This is a genomic window from Planctobacterium sp. AWH2_060 (genome assembly GCF_056158425.1).
Genome location: NZ_JBSWTG010000001.1, coordinates 3,161,388 through 3,180,278 on the forward strand (window position 1 = coordinate 3,161,388; position 18,891 = coordinate 3,180,278).

14 protein-coding genes and 1 tRNA gene are annotated in these 18,891 nt (G+C 45.6%); 10 read left to right on the top strand and 5 right to left on the bottom strand.

The window, feature by feature from the left end; genetic code table 11:
- The first annotated feature begins 207 nt into the window (after positions 1-207).
- Positions 208-1,368, top strand: coding sequence for a response regulator (locus ACXAD8_RS13465; RefSeq protein ID WP_475229504.1), 1,161 nt, complete (start codon positions 208-210; stop codon positions 1,366-1,368).
- Between the two features lie 6 nt (positions 1,369-1,374).
- Here the strand turns inward: ACXAD8_RS13465 and ACXAD8_RS13470 are convergent, their stop codons facing one another.
- From ACXAD8_RS13470 to rsgA, 4 genes are all read right to left on the bottom strand, one after another.
- Positions 1,375-2,076: a glycerophosphodiester phosphodiesterase gene (locus ACXAD8_RS13470; RefSeq protein ID WP_475229507.1), complete on the bottom strand. Its 702-nt coding sequence runs from the start codon at positions 2,074-2,076 to the stop codon at positions 1,375-1,377.
- A 3-nt stretch (positions 2,077-2,079) separates the two neighbouring features.
- Positions 2,080-2,958, bottom strand: coding sequence for a DMT family transporter (locus ACXAD8_RS13475; RefSeq protein ID WP_475229510.1), 879 nt, complete (start codon positions 2,956-2,958; stop codon positions 2,080-2,082).
- Positions 2,959-3,066: 108 nt separating this feature from the next.
- Positions 3,067-3,945 carry an archaetidylserine decarboxylase gene (gene asd, locus ACXAD8_RS13480; RefSeq protein ID WP_475232961.1) on the bottom strand — a complete coding sequence of 293 codons (879 nt, stop codon included), beginning with the start codon at positions 3,943-3,945 and terminating at the stop codon, positions 3,067-3,069.
- A gap of 43 nt (positions 3,946-3,988) precedes the next feature.
- Complete coding sequence (rsgA, locus tag ACXAD8_RS13485) at positions 3,989-5,026, bottom strand: small ribosomal subunit biogenesis GTPase RsgA (RefSeq protein ID WP_475229513.1); 1,038 nt, start codon at positions 5,024-5,026, stop codon at positions 3,989-3,991.
- 156 nt (positions 5,027-5,182) lie between these two features.
- On the opposite strand from rsgA, the gene orn reads away from it, so the two are divergent.
- The 7 genes from orn (at position 5,183) to ACXAD8_RS13520 (ending at position 14,236) form a co-directional block, all read left to right on the top strand.
- Entirely contained in the window at positions 5,183-5,728 is a 546-nt protein-coding gene (orn, locus tag ACXAD8_RS13490) for an oligoribonuclease (RefSeq protein ID WP_475229515.1), read from the top strand.
- A gap of 124 nt (positions 5,729-5,852) precedes the next feature.
- Positions 5,853-5,928, top strand: a tRNA-Gly gene (locus tag ACXAD8_RS13495).
- A gap of 724 nt (positions 5,929-6,652) precedes the next feature.
- Positions 6,653-10,057: a TonB-dependent receptor domain-containing protein gene (locus ACXAD8_RS13500; protein ID WP_475229517.1), complete on the top strand. Its 3,405-nt coding sequence runs from the start codon at positions 6,653-6,655 to the stop codon at positions 10,055-10,057.
- Between the two features lie 208 nt (positions 10,058-10,265).
- Positions 10,266-10,643, top strand: a complete 378-nt coding sequence (locus ACXAD8_RS13505) for a MaoP family protein (RefSeq protein ID WP_475229519.1) — start codon at positions 10,266-10,268, stop codon at positions 10,641-10,643.
- 200 nt (positions 10,644-10,843) lie between these two features.
- Positions 10,844-12,556, top strand: coding sequence for an acetolactate synthase 3 large subunit (locus tag ACXAD8_RS13510; protein WP_475229522.1), 1,713 nt, complete (start codon positions 10,844-10,846; stop codon positions 12,554-12,556).
- The gene (gene ilvN / locus ACXAD8_RS13515) at positions 12,557-13,054 is read left to right on the top strand and encodes an acetolactate synthase small subunit (RefSeq protein WP_229531037.1); all 498 of its coding nucleotides are present in this window, start codon (positions 12,557-12,559) and stop codon (positions 13,052-13,054) included.
- Positions 13,055-13,906: 852 nt separating this feature from the next.
- A complete protein-coding gene (locus tag ACXAD8_RS13520; protein WP_475229525.1) occupies positions 13,907-14,236 on the top strand; it encodes a hypothetical protein in 330 nt (109 codons plus the stop codon).
- A 76-nt stretch (positions 14,237-14,312) separates the two neighbouring features.
- Here the strand turns inward: ACXAD8_RS13520 and ACXAD8_RS13525 are convergent, their stop codons facing one another.
- On the bottom strand, positions 14,313-15,452 hold the full coding sequence (locus tag ACXAD8_RS13525) for a hypothetical protein (RefSeq protein WP_475229527.1): 1,140 nt from the start codon (positions 15,450-15,452) through the stop codon (positions 14,313-14,315).
- Positions 15,453-15,629: 177 nt separating this feature from the next.
- Between ACXAD8_RS13525 and ACXAD8_RS13530 the strand changes: the two genes are divergently transcribed.
- A complete protein-coding gene (locus ACXAD8_RS13530) occupies positions 15,630-16,964 on the top strand; it encodes a DUF2252 family protein (RefSeq protein ID WP_475229530.1) in 1,335 nt (444 codons plus the stop codon).
- Positions 16,957-18,840 (top strand): metallophosphoesterase family protein, encoded by a 1,884-nt coding sequence (locus ACXAD8_RS13535; RefSeq protein ID WP_475229533.1) that lies wholly within the window; start codon positions 16,957-16,959, stop codon positions 18,838-18,840. The genes ACXAD8_RS13530 and ACXAD8_RS13535 overlap by 8 nt, the downstream gene beginning before the upstream one ends.
- Positions 18,841-18,891 lie beyond the last annotated feature (51 nt).

Consider the following 18,891-nt stretch of genomic DNA (forward strand, 5'->3'; position numbering starts at 1 on the left):
GCTAACTTCTACTATTTTCAAATAGTACGCAATACGACTTTTGTTTGATTTTGGTTACAAGTGTAGTTAAAAAATTTAATTATGCTCAGAGCTAATTAAATTTTGCACTACGAAATTGGTTCTACAAGAGTCAATGTGTTCTTTCTTGAATTTTGCCGACATTAACTATTTTTTGATCGGATGATGACGAACCGTACAGGGATTGCCGTGAAATATAATGTACTGATAGCTGATGATGATGAACATTTAAGAGACCTGCTAAAGCTTATGTTTCAGGATAGCTTTAAGCTGCAGTTTGCAGAAACTGCTGAAGAAGCGTTCAGGCAGATTAATCAAAATGAGTTTCAATTCATTATTTTGGATATCCACCTGCCCGATAAATCCGGGTTGGACGTTTGTCTTCAGATAAATACCCTGCCTAAAGACAGTCGACCAGAAGTGGTTATCTTAAGTGGTGACAGTGATGACGCAGTAGTTAAAGAGGCTTACGAACTGGGCGTTGGGGATTACATTTGCAAGCCCTTTAATGTCACCGGTTTTCACGAGCGTATGCTGCGCTTCTCTGCTGATTTGGAAAAGATTGCGGCACTAGAAAAGCAAGACGCCAATATCCAAAGCGTTACCGAAACCGTGATGAAACAGGCGGCATCCTACGGCAATGCGCTGGAGCTGGTTTCTAAATTAAACTCCTGCCATGATGCGGAAACCTTGTGCATCACTGTCTTGCAGAATCTACTGGCTCAGGGCTTTCATTGTGCCATTCAGGTGCGCTCTAAAGACGAGTCCCTGGCTATCGACGTTGATGTTTCTGAGTGCAGCGAAATCGAACTGCAAATCTTTGATTTGCTTAAGTCTAAAGGCCGAGTTTATAACTTCAGAAAACGTTGTATCTTTAATGATGAGCATGTCTCTATCCTTGTTAAAAACATGCCACACGAAGGCACTCAAAGTTACGACTCCATCATAGATGTTGCAGCAAAACTGGTTCCGGCCATCAATGCCAGATATGTCTCCATTTGCGAACACAACTCTCTGGTAGCTGCCAAAAATGCCTTAACGCATACCTTGTCAGTGTTATCAGAAGGCGTTGAGCAAATGGAAGGTGAGAAACGCAAACTGCTGGAAAACATTGAGATGCACATTGGCTTGTCTTTCCATCAACTGGATTTGAATGAAGATCAGGAATCATTTTTCCTCAACCTGATTGAGCGAGAAATTCGCTCCCGGGAAGAAAGCAACAAACTGGATACAATTCAAGAAATGATTGCTGGCTGCGTAGATTCCATACAAATTCTGGAACCGGATAATAAGCACTCCCCGTCTCTCGGAAAAAACGGCAGTAGTGCCGACGATGTTGAGCTGTTTTAGAACGTTTTAAAGCAAGTGTTCTTCGTCCAGCTTCAGAAAGGTGCGGGCTTGCTGTGGGTAATTGGTAAACACACCATCTACGCCTAACTCGCGCAACCATAACAACTCAGACAAGCGATCTACCGTATAAACATACACTTCCAGTCCCAGATTATGGGCAAGGTCAACGTCTTCTTTGCGCAAACAGTTGATATCAAAGTGAATAGAAAACGCTTCTAACGCATTGCAGGTAAACGCCATGTCCAAAGGGCTGGAAGCCGTTAAAACGCCCAGTTCATAACGGGTATTACGGCTGCCAATATCGGCGAGATAATGATGATTAAAAGAGGAAATTAAGATTGCACCAGGGGTTATTTCCGACCCGACAGCCTGGTCGATAACGCGGATTAAGGCGTCCGTATCCTGGATGGTTTTTAACTCAATATTTATCTGTACCCGGCCAGCAATAGTGCTCAGGGCCTGGCTTAATGTGGGGATCTTCTGGCCATGAGGTAACTGAACCTGATGTATGTGGTTTTTGCTTTGTTGCCACATCAGCGTGTCGGCAAATAAGGGTAAGACCCTGTCGTGCCAAACATAAAACTCATCTTCTACCTGATAGACATCCAACTCAATACCATCGGCCTGTTGCAGAATCGCATTTTCAAAGGCCAACAAGGTATTTTCCGGGAATTCGCCGCTGGCGCCCCGGTGGGCCCAGATTTTCATGTCTTAACTGTCCTGCTGCTTATTGTGTAATTTCTGCGCGTTAATAGTTTCATAAACCGCCGCGGAAATCACCAACAATCCACCCACCAGAGTTTGCCAGGAGGGCTTTTCCTGCAACAAGACATAAGCAAATCCCACTCCGTACAAAGGTTGGGCGCAAGCTATCAGAGAAAAGGTTTTCGCTCTCAAATGTTTAAGACTGGAAGCAATCAATGCGTGCGGTACGGCAGTGCAAATACTGCCCAAAACGAACAGATAAAACAGCGTTTCATGTGACATCTGCCACAACTGCTCTGAGGTAAAAAACACCAGACACAAGATAATTATAAAGGTTTGCAGTGCCATGGCATGTGCACCACTGTAATGAGAAAAATAACGACGATGGATCAGATTGCGCAGCGAATACAACAGCGCAGAAGCCACCCCAACAACGATCCCCAGGGTAACATCGTTGTCCAGAGACACATCAGGCACTATCAGCGAAATACCAAACAACACCACCAGCGCGCTGACAACATCTTGCCAAACCAGTTTAATTTTTTCGAAAAAAGGCTCCAGGAATACCGTGATCACAGGGAAGGTAAACAGCGCAATCATACCTACTGCCACAGAGGAATACTGCATCGCGGCGAAGTAGGTTACCCAGTGCAATGCCATGATCACACCCAATAAAACGCCGATCCCCAGATCTTTGTAACTGAACATACGCAGTGATTTACCTGTGCACTTAAGTAACAGCACCAGGCAAACACAGGCCACCACAGAGCGACCAAATGTAATATCAAGAGCAGATAAGGGGATAATCTTGGAAAACAGCGCAGTTACGCCCAGCAATATCACTGCCAGGTGTAAAGACCACAAACTTTTATGCACATCTTCCATGCTTTAAAGAAACTCCGGGAAAAACACCGGTGCATTATCTAACATTCAGATAGGGCCATTGAGATCAAATACGCATTTCTTATATTTTGACCACAGTAGCCCAGAGTATTACTGCGCTTCAGCGGAGTCACCTGACATGGTGGCACATTTCACGCCCAGACGAGTAATATCCCCCGCCTTTAAATCGTCAAAATTGATGGCGTCTTTCTCAAAACACATTACCACTGTTGACCCCAGTTTAAAGCGCCCCATTTCGTCGCCCTTTTTAAACTGGATGGCCGTGGCATTCTGTTCAGAATAATGCCAGGTGCGCACTTTCTTGCCAGCAGGTGGTGTTACTGTGCCCGCCCAAACCGTTTCGATACTGGCAACAATGGTAGCGCCCACCAATACCATGGCCATCTTGCCCTGTGCGGTATTAAAAATAGCAACGACGCGCTCATTGCGAGCAAACAAACCTGGTACATTTTCGGCGGTCAGAGGGTTAACCGAGAATAATTCACCTGGCACATACACCATACTTTCCAGGGTTGCATCCATCGGCATGTGGATACGGTGATAATCTTTTGGCGAAAGATAAATAGTCATGAAATCGCCATCAATGAAGGAATCAGCAAGTTGCTGATCACCGCCTAATAACGCGTTCACACTATAGTGGTGGCCTTTCGCCTGAAAAATCTGGTCTTTTTCAATCGGTCCCATTTGGCTGATGGCACCATCCACAGGGAAGATCATGGCATCGTTGTCTTCACAAATCGGTCTGATACCGGCTTTTAAAGGGCGGGTGAAAAAAGCATTGAAGCTCTCATAATCTCGGGCATCGGATTTTTCAGCTTCCGACATATCCACCTGATATTGCTTGATGAATAGTTTGATCAAAGAGGTTGTAACCGCGCCCAGGCGGGCAGAGGCCAGATAGCCCACTAAACGAGAGATTAAATGCTTGGGTAAACAATATTGCAGTGACACCTTTAAGTTATCAGACAGCACCGTAAAATCCTTAAATGTTGAAAACGGTGCGAATAGTACCTTATTTTCTGTCCACTGTTGAGTGAGAAGGCCGCTGCTCAGCCATTGTTTTTAATATACTGTGATAATTTTCAAAACGCTGCGGGTCAATTTTGCCCTGTTCTACTGCTTCTCGTAACAAACAGCCGGGATCATCAAGGTGTTTACAATCCCGGAACTTACATCCTCCCAGATAGTCCCGAAACTCTCTGAATCCCCAGGTAACCCGCTCTTCAGGCAGGTGCCACAAAGCAAACTCGCGCACGCCAGGAGAGTCAATCAACTGTCCGCCTTTTTTAAAACTCAATAATTTAGCACTGGTGGTGGTATGTTGCCCCAAACCACTCATTTCTGAAATATCACCCACTTGCTCTTCCGCTTCGGGCAACAAGGCATTCACCAGGCTGGATTTGCCCACACCCGATTGGCCCACAAAAATACTGACTTTTTTATCCAGCAAGGCCTCTAACTCATCAATGCCCTGTGCCGTTTTGCAACTTACCAGGATCACCTGATAACCGATGCAGCGATAAAGTTGTGTCAGCTTTTCTACTTCCTGCGCCACCTCGTCATCGGCGAGATCAATTTTATTGATAAGGATCACCGGCTCAATCCCGACATCTTCCGAGGCCACTAAGTATCTATCAATGATGTTTGCTGACAATGCGGGTTTTAAGGAACTGACGATCAGTATTTGATCGATATTTGCCGCCACCGGCTTAACGCCATCATAGAAATCAGGGCGAGACAAAAGTGATTTGCGCTCCGACACTGCCTCAATAACCCCATTAATGGCAGAACCTGAATCCTTGTTGCGTCGAAACAATACTTCATCACCACAAACAACACTGTCGATAGTTCGGCGGATATGACATCGAGTAACGCCGTCAGTGCTATCTCTGACATCGGCATGCTGGCCAAACCGCCCCACAACCACCCCGGCTTCTTCCTCTTCCAGAGTGTCGTCCTGAGGCAAAGCCTCTGTTTTGTTGAGTTTTTTAGACAAATTTTTGCCAACCTGGCGTTTTTGTCGATGAGTCAGTTTATTTCTTTTTGCCACTTTGCTGCTAAATTAAGTATAGTAAACGGGTATTTGCTTTATCATATAAGCAAAACTGGGTTTTGAATTTTGTTGTCACAATTAACATAGTACCGATTGCAATTGGGGAAAGACACCATAAATTGCAGTAATTGTGTGAATCTTAGCGGGTAGTGCATGTCATATAGCGAAAATAATTTAGTCTGGATGGATCTGGAAATGACGGGCTTAGATCCCGACACCTGCAAGGTATTGGAAATTGCCACTATCGTGACCGACTCACAACTGAATGTCATTGCTGAAGGTCCTGTCATGGCAATCCATCAATCTGACGAATTGTTAGATGGCATGGACGAATGGTGTGTAAAAACCCATGGCGATTCCGGTTTAACCGAACGGTGCCGACAAAGCGATATCAGCGAAGACATCGCAGTGCAGCGCACCATTGATTTTTTAAGTCAGTATGTGCCCAAAGGTATTTCGCCTCTGTGTGGCAACAGCATCAGTCAAGACCGTCGCTTTTTACAAAAACACATGATAGAGCTGGAAAAGTTCTTTCACTACCGCATTATTGATGTCAGTAGCGTTAAGGAACTGGTACGACGCTGGAAACCAGAAGTGCTGAATGGTTTTCATAAAAAAGGCACGCACCTGGCCATAGATGATATCCGCGAATCTATTGCAGAATTGCAGTACTATCGCCAACATATATTTAATATCTGACGCTTATTCAGGCAATCGCAGCAATTTTTTCAGAATTATTGCAACAAAGCACTTGCACGCACCTAATTTTTTTGTACAATGCGCACCCGCTTTTGAAGGAAAGCGGCAGATGTAAAATGGTTACGCGGGAATAGCTCAGCTGGTAGAGCACAACCTTGCCAAGGTTGGGGTCGCGAGTTCGAATCTCGTTTCCCGCTCCAAATTTTGTAGGTTGGAATTTATTCCAACACCCCAGTTGAACCAAACCACCGTCTCTGAATTGACCAATTGCTGCTCCTGAAAAATCAGCTTAGTCTAAACCCGTGCCGCTCAACTAACATCCTCAATAAGAATCAGCTTTCACATTGTAGGTTGGAATTTATTCCAACACCCCAGTTGAACCAAACCACCGTCTCTGAACTGAACAATTGCTGCACCTGCAATGTCACCATAGTCTAGCCCCTTACAGCTCAACCAACACCCTCGATAAGAATTAGCTTTCACATTCTGTAACAACTCCACCTCAATCCCATAATATTTATTAAAAAATTTACAAAAAATTTGAATAATTGACGATTTGCATAATTATTTAAAGAACGGGTTCACTAATTTAGAACACAGAGCACCATAGTGATGCATCCGCTACAGAGCAGGGCTTTTGAAAACGTGACGCAAACTCACCATAGAACTATTTTGGTGCAGGTCAATACTGGTCATGAATGATTCTTCATCAATTTCCCAGATTTATAGAATAACTATTCGAAAATTTTTCCATTTGCGCAAAGAACACTCTAATACTGGACTTGATCAAGACCCCAAAATTGCTAATTATCCTAATGTGGGAACAAAAAAATCTGAACAATAATAATAAAAACCAATGCAGTAAATGTAACAAAATGCTGCAAAAAACCAATTGAAGACACGACACAATCTCAGGAGCACACAATGAAAAAATTTGCGTTGTCCAGGCTAAATGCCGCCGTCATGAAAGGGCTATGTTATAGCTCTGTGGCTGCAACTCTGGCAGTAGCACCACACACCCTCGCCCAGGAAGAAGAAAGCGACGAAACCGCCAGCGTTGAACGCGTTATGGTAACGGGTTCTCGTATAGCGAGGGATCCAAACCTGGCCAGTCCATCGCCAGTACAGGCATTGGAAGCTAAAGATATTCGGACGTCAGGTGAGTTTTCTATTACCGATGTAGTCAACGATATACCTGCGTTATTCAGCTCCACAAATTCAGAAAGTGGTAACGATGGCGACTCAGCCTTTGAGGAGGGTGCCAACATACTTGATTTACGTGGTTTAGGCTCAAGAAGAACCTTGGTACTGGTAAATGGTCGTCGTCATGTGGGTGGCTCCGGTGGAAGCGCGGCAGTAGACGTAGGCTCAATCCCAACTAAATTGATAGATAGTGTTGAAGTGCTAACTGGTGGTGCTTCCGCTATTTACGGTGCCGACGCAGTGACCGGGGTAGTAAACTTTATTTTAAAGAAAGACTTTGAAGGCTTTGATTTTGATGTTCAACAAGGTGTCTCTTCCCAAGGGGACTCTGAGCAACTGCAACTTTCAGCCACTTACGGGCTAAATTTTGACAATGACAAAGGCAATGTTGCAATCAGTGTTGAGTATGCCGATAGTCAAGGGTTAAAAGCCAAAGAGCGCGACAATGGCGTATTCATTGGTTCAGGCAGAGATTGGGGTAACCCGGCAAAAAGATTTCAGATAGGGCAGATCAATGCATCTACAATGCCGAATTTTGCCCAGTTCTATAACCCTTCTAACGGCTTTGTAAACTACGGCCACGCTATTCCTTCCGAAGCTGATTTTGTCGATTTTTACACCAGTATGTACGGTACCGCCCCGAATCTCACGCAGGCAGAACTCGCATTAATCGCAGCGGCAGCAGCAGCTCCAAGCCGCGCCATCTTGCCTGGTCGTACATTTCCATTTACTTCAGGCTACGGTTATATAGTACCAGGTAACGGTAATACTTTTGCAGGATTCGATGAATTTACCAACATAGATTTAAACAACAACGGTGTCCCTGACTGCCTTGATACCTGGTCCGGATTCAACAGCTCAAATGAAGCGTTCAATGCTCCGCTGGGCGACAGTTTTGGAAACATCGGCGGCTGTTGGGTAGTTGATCCAAATGGTACATACCGGGTAATTCAGGATGGCCTCGTTGCAGGCGGCTCTGGTACGGAAGGCTTTGGTGGTGATTCCTTCAACACCATTCAGCAATTTGATAGTTACCTGATCACTCCTGAAGAAAAAATCAACGTAAACCTTATTGGTCGCTATGAACTCGGTGATTCTGCAGAACTAACCTGGGAATTAAAGCACGCTCATCAGGAAACTGAAAATACCACACAACCCACATCCTTCTGGGATCTGCTAAGGGGTGCACCAGACAACCCGTTCCTACCTGAGTTTATCCGTCCGGTTGCACAGGAAATTGGCGGTGTTGCTATAACCATTGACCCAATTGGCATAGGTTCCGGAATTCAAACTCACGAAAGAACGACGACTCGTGCAGTTCTTGGTATTAATGGTGAATTTGAAAATGGCTGGACTTACGACGCAAGTATCGTTTGGGGTAAATTTGAGCGAGAGAGCGAAATAGAGAATGCCATTATCGTAGACCGGTTTATGGCCGCAATCGATGCAGTAACCGACCCTGGTACTGGTGAGGCTACCTGTCGCGCCAATGTCGATCCAGATGCTCCAGCTCAAGGTACGCCATTTAATATCCCTGACTATGATCCAGGTTATTACACCTTTACTCCTGGTGATGGTAGCTGTGTTCCTTTAAATATATGGGCAGGTGCTACCGGTATTACCCAGGGAGCGGTAGATTGGGTCACTACCACAGAGCGCGACATGATCGAGCTGGAACAAACTGTTTATGCCGCATCGATTTCAGGTGATTTCTCAGATTGGTTCGAACTTCCAGCAGGCCCAGTAGTATTTGCAGCCGGAGCGGAATACCGTGAAGAAGAATCTTCAGTAAGTTACGATGATTGGCAACTTGGTAACCTGCCTGCCGGTAACCCATACGGTTCTGGCGTGAACGTTTCCGATGTTTCTGAAAACACCAAACTCACATTCCGTCCCAAGACAACCACCAGAAATGAAGTTGGTGAATATGACGTTTATGATCTCTTCCTTGAGGTTTCTGTACCTCTGTTGGAAGGTCAAACTTTTGCCGAAGAACTAACGATCGATGGTGCAATTCGTTATTCGGACTATTCGACAATTGGCGCATCAACTACCTGGAAAACCAACTTGCGTTGGGCTCCTTATGAAGACCTGACTTTCCGTGTCAGTATTTCCGAAGCTGTACGCGCCCCCAATATTACAGAACTGTTTGGACCTGAAATTGGAACTACATTCAGGCCGGCTGACCCATGCGCCAGAGCACAGATTGATGCCCTGCGTGAAGGTGGTCAGGGAACCCTGGCTGACCAAACTCAAGCCAACTGTGTCACCTATTTCAACGGCATTGGACTGGATCCGTTTGATGATGATGGCAATTACACTTTTGATGATCCACTGTCAGCTGCATTTGGCGGTGTAACAGGTGGTAATGAAAACCTACAAGAAGAAACCGCAGATACTAAAACCCTTGGTTTTGTATTCCGGCCAGAATTCCTGGACGGTTTTAACATGACTATAGATTATTGGAGCATCGAAATTGAAGATGCTATTTCTGAAGTAACCGGCGATGACATCGCTCGTGGCTGTTTCGAGGGTCCGTCATTAAATCAAAACTTCTGTCAATTATTAAGTAGAAATAGTGACTCTAATTCGATTTTCTTTGGCGGTTTTAATTTCATGCGAGCTACTTCAATTAATTTTGCCAAGCTAGAAACTGACGGCTATGACTTTTCTTTCGGTTATGACTTCACGTGGGATGAACATGAGATTGGTTTAAGTCTGGCGGGTACCAAAGTCGAGAAACTCAACCAATTTAATGATCCGTTGAATCCCACCACTGTTGACGTAGAACTCGGTGAAGTTCAGCGTCCCGAATGGGCCGGAAACTTCAACCTGGACTGGACCTACGGTGATCTAACTGTTGGTTGGCAAACTCAATATCAAGGCGAGCAATTGCTTAACTTTGTTGAGATTGATACGGCCATGTCTCGTTACGGTAGCGCAGTGTTTATGGATGAGGTTTACCTGCATGACGTAAACTTCACCTACCAACTTAGCGATGAGCTAATGGTTTACGGCGGTATCAATAACCTGACCGACGAAGAGCCGTTCATCACCTCTTATGCTACACCTGTTAGCGTCAGAGGTCGTTACTTCTTCCTGGGGTTAAACTTCAGCATTGAGTAATGAAAAACACTTAAATCACTAATCAAAGCCCCGCCCTATCAAGCGGGGCTTTTTGTTTAGATACAAACCATTCTGCATTGCTTTAAACTGTCAAAAAAAGTTCTAAAAAAAAGCCCCTTTAGGGGTTTGACTCTTGCCCGTTTTCGGCCTAAAAATTCACTGTACTTTGATCATTTAAAAACTCATAGTTTTATCAGGAATTTGCATTATGGCTAAGGCAACCCGTTCTGATTTATTAACTCGTGCATACCATGATCCTAAAAATTATCCCTATGGCTTTTCGCGCTCTGGTGACTTTTCCATTTCGGAAGCCAAAGCCCTGAGCCACTACGGTACGCTAATCAATGCCCTGCTCTCTGGTTCACTGCATCCAGAGAACGATGAGGATTTTAATTTGATAGCGGTAGCTAGTGGTCAAAAGGAGCCCGCCAACACCACTGAAAAAGCCTGGGTTAAATATATGGCACGAATTGGCCGCCCCCGCACTGCCAGCATTTATGGCAGACGGATTATTGTTAACGATGATGATGATACCGTCACCCTCGGAGCGGATGACGATATCGACATTGAGGCTGATGAAGAATAAACAGCCTACCAATATCATTTTAGTTAGGATTCAAACCTAATTAGTGAGTTATTTACGGGATGAAATAGGACATTCATCCCATTTATACCGAATATTAGGATACAAATCTCACTTTTATTCCTTTCCAGGTTTCTTATTCAAACTCAGTCCCGTAAGATCCGCCCAAACCCTAAATTTATACCTATCAGGAGAGAGTATCCGTGGAAATGATGTCCGGTGCCGAGATGGTCGTAAGGGCACTAAAAGATGTAGGCGTTGAATATGTATTTGGTTACCCAGGCGGTGCCGTTTTAGACATATACGATGCCCTCTTTGCTCAGGACGATGTTAAACATATTCTGGTTCGCCACGAGCAAGCCGCCGCTCACATGGCTGACGGTTATGCCCGTTCAACAGGAAAAACCGGCACAGTGCTGGTAACTTCCGGTCCAGGTGCTACCAATACCATTACAGGTATTGCTACTGCCTATATGGATTCTATCCCTATGGTAGTGTTATCTGGTCAGGTGCCGTCGCAGCACATTGGTGAGGATGCGTTCCAGGAAACGGATATGGTGGGCTGCTCAAGACCAATCGTAAAACACAGCTTTCTGGTTAAAAAGGCAGAAGACATTCCCATAGCAATAGCGAAAGCCTATTACATTGCGAATTCTGGTCGACCTGGTCCGGTAGTTATCGATCTACCTAAGGATATAGTGAATATTCAGGAATCACATCCGTACGAATACCCGGAAGATTTCTCTATTCGTTCCTATAATCCCACGGAAAAAGGCCACAACAAGCAGATTAAAAAAGCCGTTGAAGCCATTAAAGCCGCAAAACGCCCGGTAATTTATGCCGGTGGTGGCGCCCTGGGTGCCAATAAGAAACTGGTTAAGCTGGCTGAGATGCTGAATGCGCCAGTGACGAATACTCTGATGGGTTTAGGTTCATTTCCGGGTACCCACGAGCAGTTTGTGGGTATGTTGGGTATGCACGGTACGCTTGAGGCCAACAAAACCATGCACAACGCCGATTGCATTATTGCATTAGGTGCGCGTTTTGATGACAGGGTTACCAATAACGTTGAGAAATTCTGTCCTTACGCCAGAATTGTACACGTGGATATCGACCCCACCTCTATTTCTAAAACCGTCAATGCCCACATTCCCATTGTAGGTGCGGTAGATAAGGTACTGAGCCAGTTTTTTGATCATCTGAAAGACATCAATGAAGCGGCGCAAAAAGAAAAGTTACAGGACTGGTGGAAACAAATCAGACAATGGCAGAGCAGACAATGTCTGAACTACGCCACTTTGCCTGATGTGATCAAACCACAGGAAGTTATTCAGTCATTGTATAAACACACTGATGGCCAAGCCTACGTTAGTTCCGATGTTGGTCAGCATCAGATGTTTGCAGCCCTGTATTATCCCTTTGATAAACCGCGCCAGTGGATCAACTCCGGCGGTCTGGGCACCATGGGTTTTGGTTTGCCAGCCGCTATGGGCGTGCAATTTGCGCACCCGGATGCCATCTCTGCCGTAGTAACAGGTGACGGTAGTATTCAGATGAATATTCAGGAGCTGTCCACCTGTCTGCAATACAATCTGCCTATTAAGATCATATCTTTGAACAATCGCGCCTTAGGGATGGTGCGTCAATGGCAGGATATGATTTACAAAGGTCGACACTCTCACTCTTACATGGAGTCTATGCCTGATTTTGTGAAATTAGCCGAAGCTTATGGTCACGTAGGGATCCGTGTGGATCATCCCAGCGAGCTGGATGATGCCATGGCCCGTTGTATGTCTATTAAAGATAAACTGGTGTTTATGGACATCCGGGTGGATCAAAACGAACACGTATATCCCATGCAGATTAAATTTGGTGCCATGGACGACATGCGCTTAAGCAAAACGGAGCGTACCTAAATGAGACGTATAATTTCGGTATTATTGGAAAACGAACCCGGCGCGTTGTCCCGTATTGTGGGTCTGTTCTCGCAGCGGGGTTTCAACGTAGATTCTCTGTGTGTTACCACTACCACGGATCCAACGCTGTCCAGGATCACCATCACCACTCATGGCGATGATAAAGTGATTGAGCAGATCACCAAGCAAATCAATAAACTGGTGGATGTGTTCAAAGTTATGGATCTGACCGAAGGCAGTCACCTGGAACGAGAACTAATGTTGATCAAGGTAGCCACGCCCAACGAACATATTCGCGCAGAAGTAAAGCGTATGGCGGATATCTTCCGCGGCAACATCGTTGATGTCAGTGCCCGTAACTACACCATTCAGCTCACCGGTCCCAGTGATAAGCTGGATGCCTTTATTACTACGGCAACCGAACTCACTGATGTATTAGAAGCAGCCCGCACCGGTGTTTGCGGTCTGTCGCGCGGCGATAAAGCGCTAAAAATCTGATTATTTTGGCTACGTCTTAAATTATCGATATTGAAGCACTCAACCTACCTACAGGCTCAAATTTTGAGTTTGCTGGTAGGTAGACTTTTTTCGGCACCGCAGACCTATTCAATCACCATCATTCAATTGAAATTATTGTCGGGGCGCCGACTGCGCCTTAAGGTGACTGGGCTGCGCCCCCCTTAAGAATCCCCCGCAGCCCCTGACGCGCAAAAGCATAAACTTCGCCATCAGAACAACGACGACCATCAATGACAGCACATCCCTGTGCTGAGCATTGATTGAGCAATCATCCCTGATAGCTCTCATCGTTGTTTTAACTGATGTCGCAGTTTATTGCGCGTAAAGGGAGATTAAGTTAAGCGCTTCGAACAAATAATGGCGTATTCAAATCGGTAAACGAATCTGTTTGCTTTATCTCTAAAAGAAAATTATTAGTTTCTGGACACTATGGGCATTAAATGAGCATTCATGCTCTCGGCCGTGGGGCTTTTCCCCTCATCCTTTCCTCTGCTTGCTGGCAAATATCCCAAAAAATCGTAACAAGCTTGTAAACAGCCCCTCAAATTGAGATAAAATAGGATGCTTATCCTAGTGAATCATCCCATTTTCGAGACATTATAAGAATATTAAGATTACTGTTTATTCTAAAAAGAAATATAACAAGTTGTAATATCTAATAAAATCAGATAGTTAGCCCATTTCACAAGCCTTTAACAGCCTGTTTAGTATTTTATTAACTAATTCCATACAGTAAAACAACAACATTCCTCATAAAAATCATTAACTTATAAATCGTGTTCGGAATACAACCGGCACGTTTAATCTAACTAATCCTTTATGAGGTGTAATATGAAGAAATTAACTTTGGCCCTGGCCACTACTTTAGCATTGAGTTCTGCTGTATCTGCCACTGAATCTCACGACACTAAGTTTGAGTTTCGCGGTGACAAATCATTTGCCAGTTTTTGTCGTGCAGTGACTCAGGACAACGTACGTTTGATCCACAACAGCTTTAAAAACAAAATCGGTGTCGTTGCGATGTCGAAAAAAGATGTTTATCGCAAGTTGTTGGATGCACAAAACCTGAGCTGTAATGGTAAAGATTTAGTTGAGTTTTCGAAAGAATTTGAAGCTGAAGAAGTATTAGCTTATCTGGAAAAAGCTGTAGCTACTCTTTAAAAAACCATGAGCGGTTTTAAGTGCAATAACTCAGACCGTAAGTCAGGCCTGCCTGCATTGGCAGGCCTTTAAATCCCTACTTTTTGGGAAACAATTGTTCTAATGGAATTTGAGACAACAAGGGCGCCATGGCATCGAAGCGCGACTTGTTAGCCTGACATTTAATATTTTTCTTATAGTTTTCTTTCCAGGGGTCATTCACCAGCCATAAAACTCCATCCCCACTGGCGACACCTTCTATCGAATAATTGTGCATTGCTTCAAATGGCGCACATTCTTGCTGCGTATCGCGGGTTTGCGCTAAGAAACTTAATTTAATACGACGGGTAGCACGCTGTTTTTCAGGATCCACCAGCCACAGTTCATTGTCGTTTCTTGCCGCAGCAATCAACCATCCTTTACCACCCTGTTGATAATAGGTCAGGGCGTTAATGGGGTGCGGAACCGAATCAGAAAAAACCGGTAACTGCAGCTTTTCATCTTTAACCTGGGCAAACTCAACGCTGCTCCAGAAGTCAGCGTCCAGTTCGACAGAAAAGATACGAGGTTGATACATGGCATCTTTTTCCAGGCCCAAATATAAGGTTCGCCCTGCTCCGAAACTCATGCCTTCAATGCCATCATTGGGATAATTACCCACCTGCATCGCGGTGGTGTATTGCAAAGGTCTGACATGAGTCATAATAACCTGCTCTGCGCTGTCATCCAGCTCCAGCCTGACCAATAAAGTTGGGTATTCGGTTGAGCCGGTATCGCGATACTTATTCTGGCATTCAGGGCTCAGGTTATATCGAGAGGCATCTTCTGTGACTGTATAAAAAACCCGATCATCGTCAGGATCCACCACCAGCGCCTCCAGATCAGGGCGTTCACTCATGTATTGCGCAAAGCAGCCTTGTAGTATGTCCGACGCTACCATTATTGGATATTTTTGCTCAACCTGAAATTGTTGCGGGTCTAATACAATGAGTCTTAACACCTGCGATTCATGAGCACTGCCATCCGCGATGGTAACCAGCCGTCCACCCCGCCACACGGTTAACCCCGAAGTTTGAGGATCCAGCATCACGCCGCCCTCTGGTTCGTGTAACCAATAACTTTCAACAACTAAAGGCGTTGCCAGAGGTTTTACCTGAGTTTCCGATTTCTTAGCCTGACAGCCCGCAAGAAGCAGTGCCATAAACAGGGGTAGCAATTTTTTAGATTTGAATAACATGCAACATCCAGCAGCATTTTGGTTCCAGTCAGTGGCTTTTTATAGAGGTCCAGCCCGGCAGGGTCAAGTTACAAATGATGAAATTCACTTTTGTTCACGATTTGTCGCTCGCACTATTTTCAAATTTAAGACTTTTGGTTTAAGGTTTGGCAAAGGCCAATTTCAGGAACAGGGCTCATGAGCCGGAAAGAACAAATCTTGTTTGCGCTGCAAAAGGCAGATGGTGTCTGCCCAGGCAAAGACGCTGCCATAGAGAAGCATCTCAAGATGGCGGACAACCCGTTTCGTTTTTTCAGGGGTTCAGCCGGGCTGTTTTACGACGATATCGCCAGCGGATTATTGTCTATACCCGAAGAAATGCAGAGCGTCATTCCCATCACCATGGTGCAGGGTGATTGTCATCTGTCTAACTTTGGTATGCTTACCGAAGAAGGCTCCCATGGTGACAAAGTCATATTCTCCCCCAATGATTTTGATGACGCATGCTTAGGTCACGCCAGTTGGGATCTGGTGCGGTTTTGCGTCAGCATCCTGTTGGCGCAACAATACTGTGAAGGGCACCGCGCTGCACAATTTTCCTCAGATGATAGCAGCGAACAGGAGTTACAGGCTTGTGCCAGTGTCGGAGGTGCCATTCTGGCAATTCAGGGATTTCTGGAGTCTTATGTACTGCATTGTCAGGCGCTGTTTCAGGATGGAGGCTTGCGCAATAAAGTCATCAATAAATTTGATAAGCAGCACGTACTTCGTAGCTTTCATAAAAAAGCACAAAAACGTGCGGCAGGTGGCAAGCAGTTTTACACTAAGAGTTCCATTGCTAAGGCCGTCGATTCCACCGGTTTTGTACCTGTGTTTAAAGAAAATAGTGATAAGTTTGCCGCCGTTGACGAATCTCTCTACCGGGAACTCAGCGAAGTGTTCTCGCCTTATGTTGATGACACCATCCTGGACATAGTAGAACGTTTGGGGGCAGGTACCGGCAGTATCAATATGGCGCGTTATTATCTATTGGTGGGTCCAAAAGATTACATGGGCGAGGAAGATTTAAAGCTATGCCACATTGTGGAAGTCAAAGAGCAGCGCATGGCAGCACCATTGAGTCATTTTGAAACCTTATCCCCGGTTAATCGACTGAATCCCGCTCACCTGACAGTCTGCTGTCAACGCAAGATGCAGAGACGCCCGGATTTAGTGTTAGATGAGGTAGAATGGCGTGGCGCTCACTGGTTAGTACGCTCTCGGCATCACGCTAAAGTGGGTATTGATCCTGAGGATATATGCCTGCAAACAGACGCACCCGACAACGCCCTGATGCAATACACCCAAAGTTGCGCTCAGGCTTTGGCGGTAGCTCACAGCCGGGGAGATCGCCGCTCCACCAGATTTGAACAAGCCATAGTTGAGCATTTACCCTACTGGCAGGATGACATTTTAGAGACATGCCTGAGCTACGCGGTTCAGGTTCAGGAAGACACACAATTATTACGGAAACTCATCGGATTTAATGACTGACTCTCCTTCTCCATTTACCCTTATTGCTGGTCCGATTGTCAGAAAACTGGACAGTCAGCAACTGGTTCTCTGGTATGTTACTGACCATCAGGTCCCGGTTCAGGCAGAGCTATACCATGCTCAACCACAAGTGCAACTGCCCGCATATCAACAGCGGCAGTTGTGCCACCAGGTAGGCAACAAAGCTTTTGTCATTCATCACATTATTGATTTTTCCAATCCGCTCTCTCCTGACACCGGCATAGATTACGATCTGATTTTTGAGTTTCAGGAGCAACAGTTAACCCTAGCTGATGTCGCGCCCGATATTTGCTACCCTGGCCTGAGTAAACCCAGAGTTTACTGGCAATCTGAACTGCGCCAGGTGCTGCATGGCTCTTGCCGCAAACCCCATCACAACGAAGGCGACGCTTTGGTGCGAGTGGATCAGCATTTAGCGGAGCGCCTGCCCAAACAGCAATTACCCGCAGCGTTGTTAATGATGTCCGGCGATCAGGTATACGCCGACGATGTTGCCGGTCCGTTTTTGCAGGCAATTCACCAGGTTATTGCCCGCTTTGAGCTGTTCTCAGAAAGCTTTGCTGGTGCCAAAGTCAGTAACTACGAAGAATTACTGCAGCATGAAGACTGTTTTTATCGACGCACTGAACTGTTACCCCACAGTGACGAAAACGAAGAAGTACAGGAAACCTTTTTCGGTGCCAAACGCAAACCCATATTCACCTCGGTCAACGCTAAAAATCACCTGATCACCTTTTCTGAAGTAATGGCCATGTACTTTATGGTCTGGTCCGAAACCTGCTGGCATGATATCCAGTTTGACAGCAGTAAAATGCCTGCCTCTGAACAACAGAATTTCGAGCAGGAAAAACACTCGCTGTTACAGTTTATCGAGACCCTTCCACAGGTACGCCGGGCTTTGGCTCATATTCCTGTTTACATGATGTTTGACGATCACGATGTCACCGATGACTGGAACCTGACCCGCGAATGGGAAGAACTGGCCTATGGCAATCCGTTTTCCAAACGCATCATCGGTAACGCGCTGTTTGGCTATATGCTCTGTCAGGGGTTAGGCAATAATCCGGAACAATACGAATTTCTGTTGCGGGAAGTAGAACCTCACATAACCAGCGCAGGGATCACGGAACACAATAAGGTTATCGAGGCGTTGTTTGAATGGGATGACTGGCATTATCAGATCCACACCAGCCCCAAAATCGTGGTGCTGGATACCCGAACTCACCGCTGGCGCTCTGAAGAAAACGCCGAGCAACCCTCTGGTCTGTTGGATTGGGAGCGACTTCGAGAGTTGCGTCAACAGGTAACTGGAGAACAATCGGTTGTCATTGTATCGCCTGCACCGATTTTCGGGGTTAAAGTGATCGAAGCCATCCAGAAAGTATTCACCTATTTTGGCCAGGCGTTAACGGTAGATGCAGAAAACTGGATGGCACACCAGGGGACTGCCAAAGTTCTGCTGGATATTTTTAAGGAGCCAGAGACAGCGCAGCAGTTTGTTATTCTGTCCGGGGATGTCCACTATTCTTTTGTTTACGATATCCGGTTGCGCTTCAAAGACATAAGCCCCAGTATTCACCAAATTACCGCCAGTGGTTTCTGTAATCAGTTTCCGGTTGGCCTGCTGCGCAAACTGGATGTGTTAAACCAGTGGCTTTACGGCCATCATTCTCCGTTAAACTGGTTTACCAAACGCCGCCGGTTAAAAATCAGCACCCGATACCCCAACCGGAAAAATAAGCGCAGCTCCCTGGTGAGTAAAAGTGCCGTTGGCCTGGTGGATTTCAGTAACGATCGCAAACGTCCCGAGGCCAAGCTTTTAACCTGGGACGGCGAAGATATTGAATTTAGGTAATACTCCCTATTTGCATATTTGCCTTTAAATACTAATCTGGATCATGAGCCT

Bases quoted from the DNA above. Each gene is read 5' to 3' on its own strand.
- ACXAD8_RS13470 (WP_475229507.1), bottom strand. From the start codon at position 2,076: ATGAAAATCTGGGCCCACCGGGGCGCCAGCGGCGAATTCCCGGAAAAT.
- ACXAD8_RS13475 (WP_475229510.1), bottom strand. From the start codon at position 2,958: ATGGAAGATGTGCATAAAAGTTTGTGGTCTTTACACCTGGCAGTGATA.
- orn (WP_475229515.1), top strand. From the start codon at position 5,183: ATGTCATATAGCGAAAATAATTTAGTCTGGATGGATCTGGAAATGACG.
- ACXAD8_RS13500 (WP_475229517.1), top strand. From the start codon at position 6,653: ATGAAAAAATTTGCGTTGTCCAGGCTAAATGCCGCCGTCATGAAAGGG.
- ACXAD8_RS13505 (WP_475229519.1), top strand. From the start codon at position 10,266: ATGGCTAAGGCAACCCGTTCTGATTTATTAACTCGTGCATACCATGAT.
- ilvN (WP_229531037.1), top strand. From the start codon at position 12,557: ATGAGACGTATAATTTCGGTATTATTGGAAAACGAACCCGGCGCGTTG.
- ACXAD8_RS13520 (WP_475229525.1), top strand. From the start codon at position 13,907: ATGAAGAAATTAACTTTGGCCCTGGCCACTACTTTAGCATTGAGTTCT.
- ACXAD8_RS13525 (WP_475229527.1), bottom strand. From the start codon at position 15,452: ATGTTATTCAAATCTAAAAAATTGCTACCCCTGTTTATGGCACTGCTT.
- ACXAD8_RS13530 (WP_475229530.1), top strand. From the start codon at position 15,630: ATGAGCCGGAAAGAACAAATCTTGTTTGCGCTGCAAAAGGCAGATGGT.
- ACXAD8_RS13535 (WP_475229533.1), top strand. From the start codon at position 16,957: ATGACTGACTCTCCTTCTCCATTTACCCTTATTGCTGGTCCGATTGTC.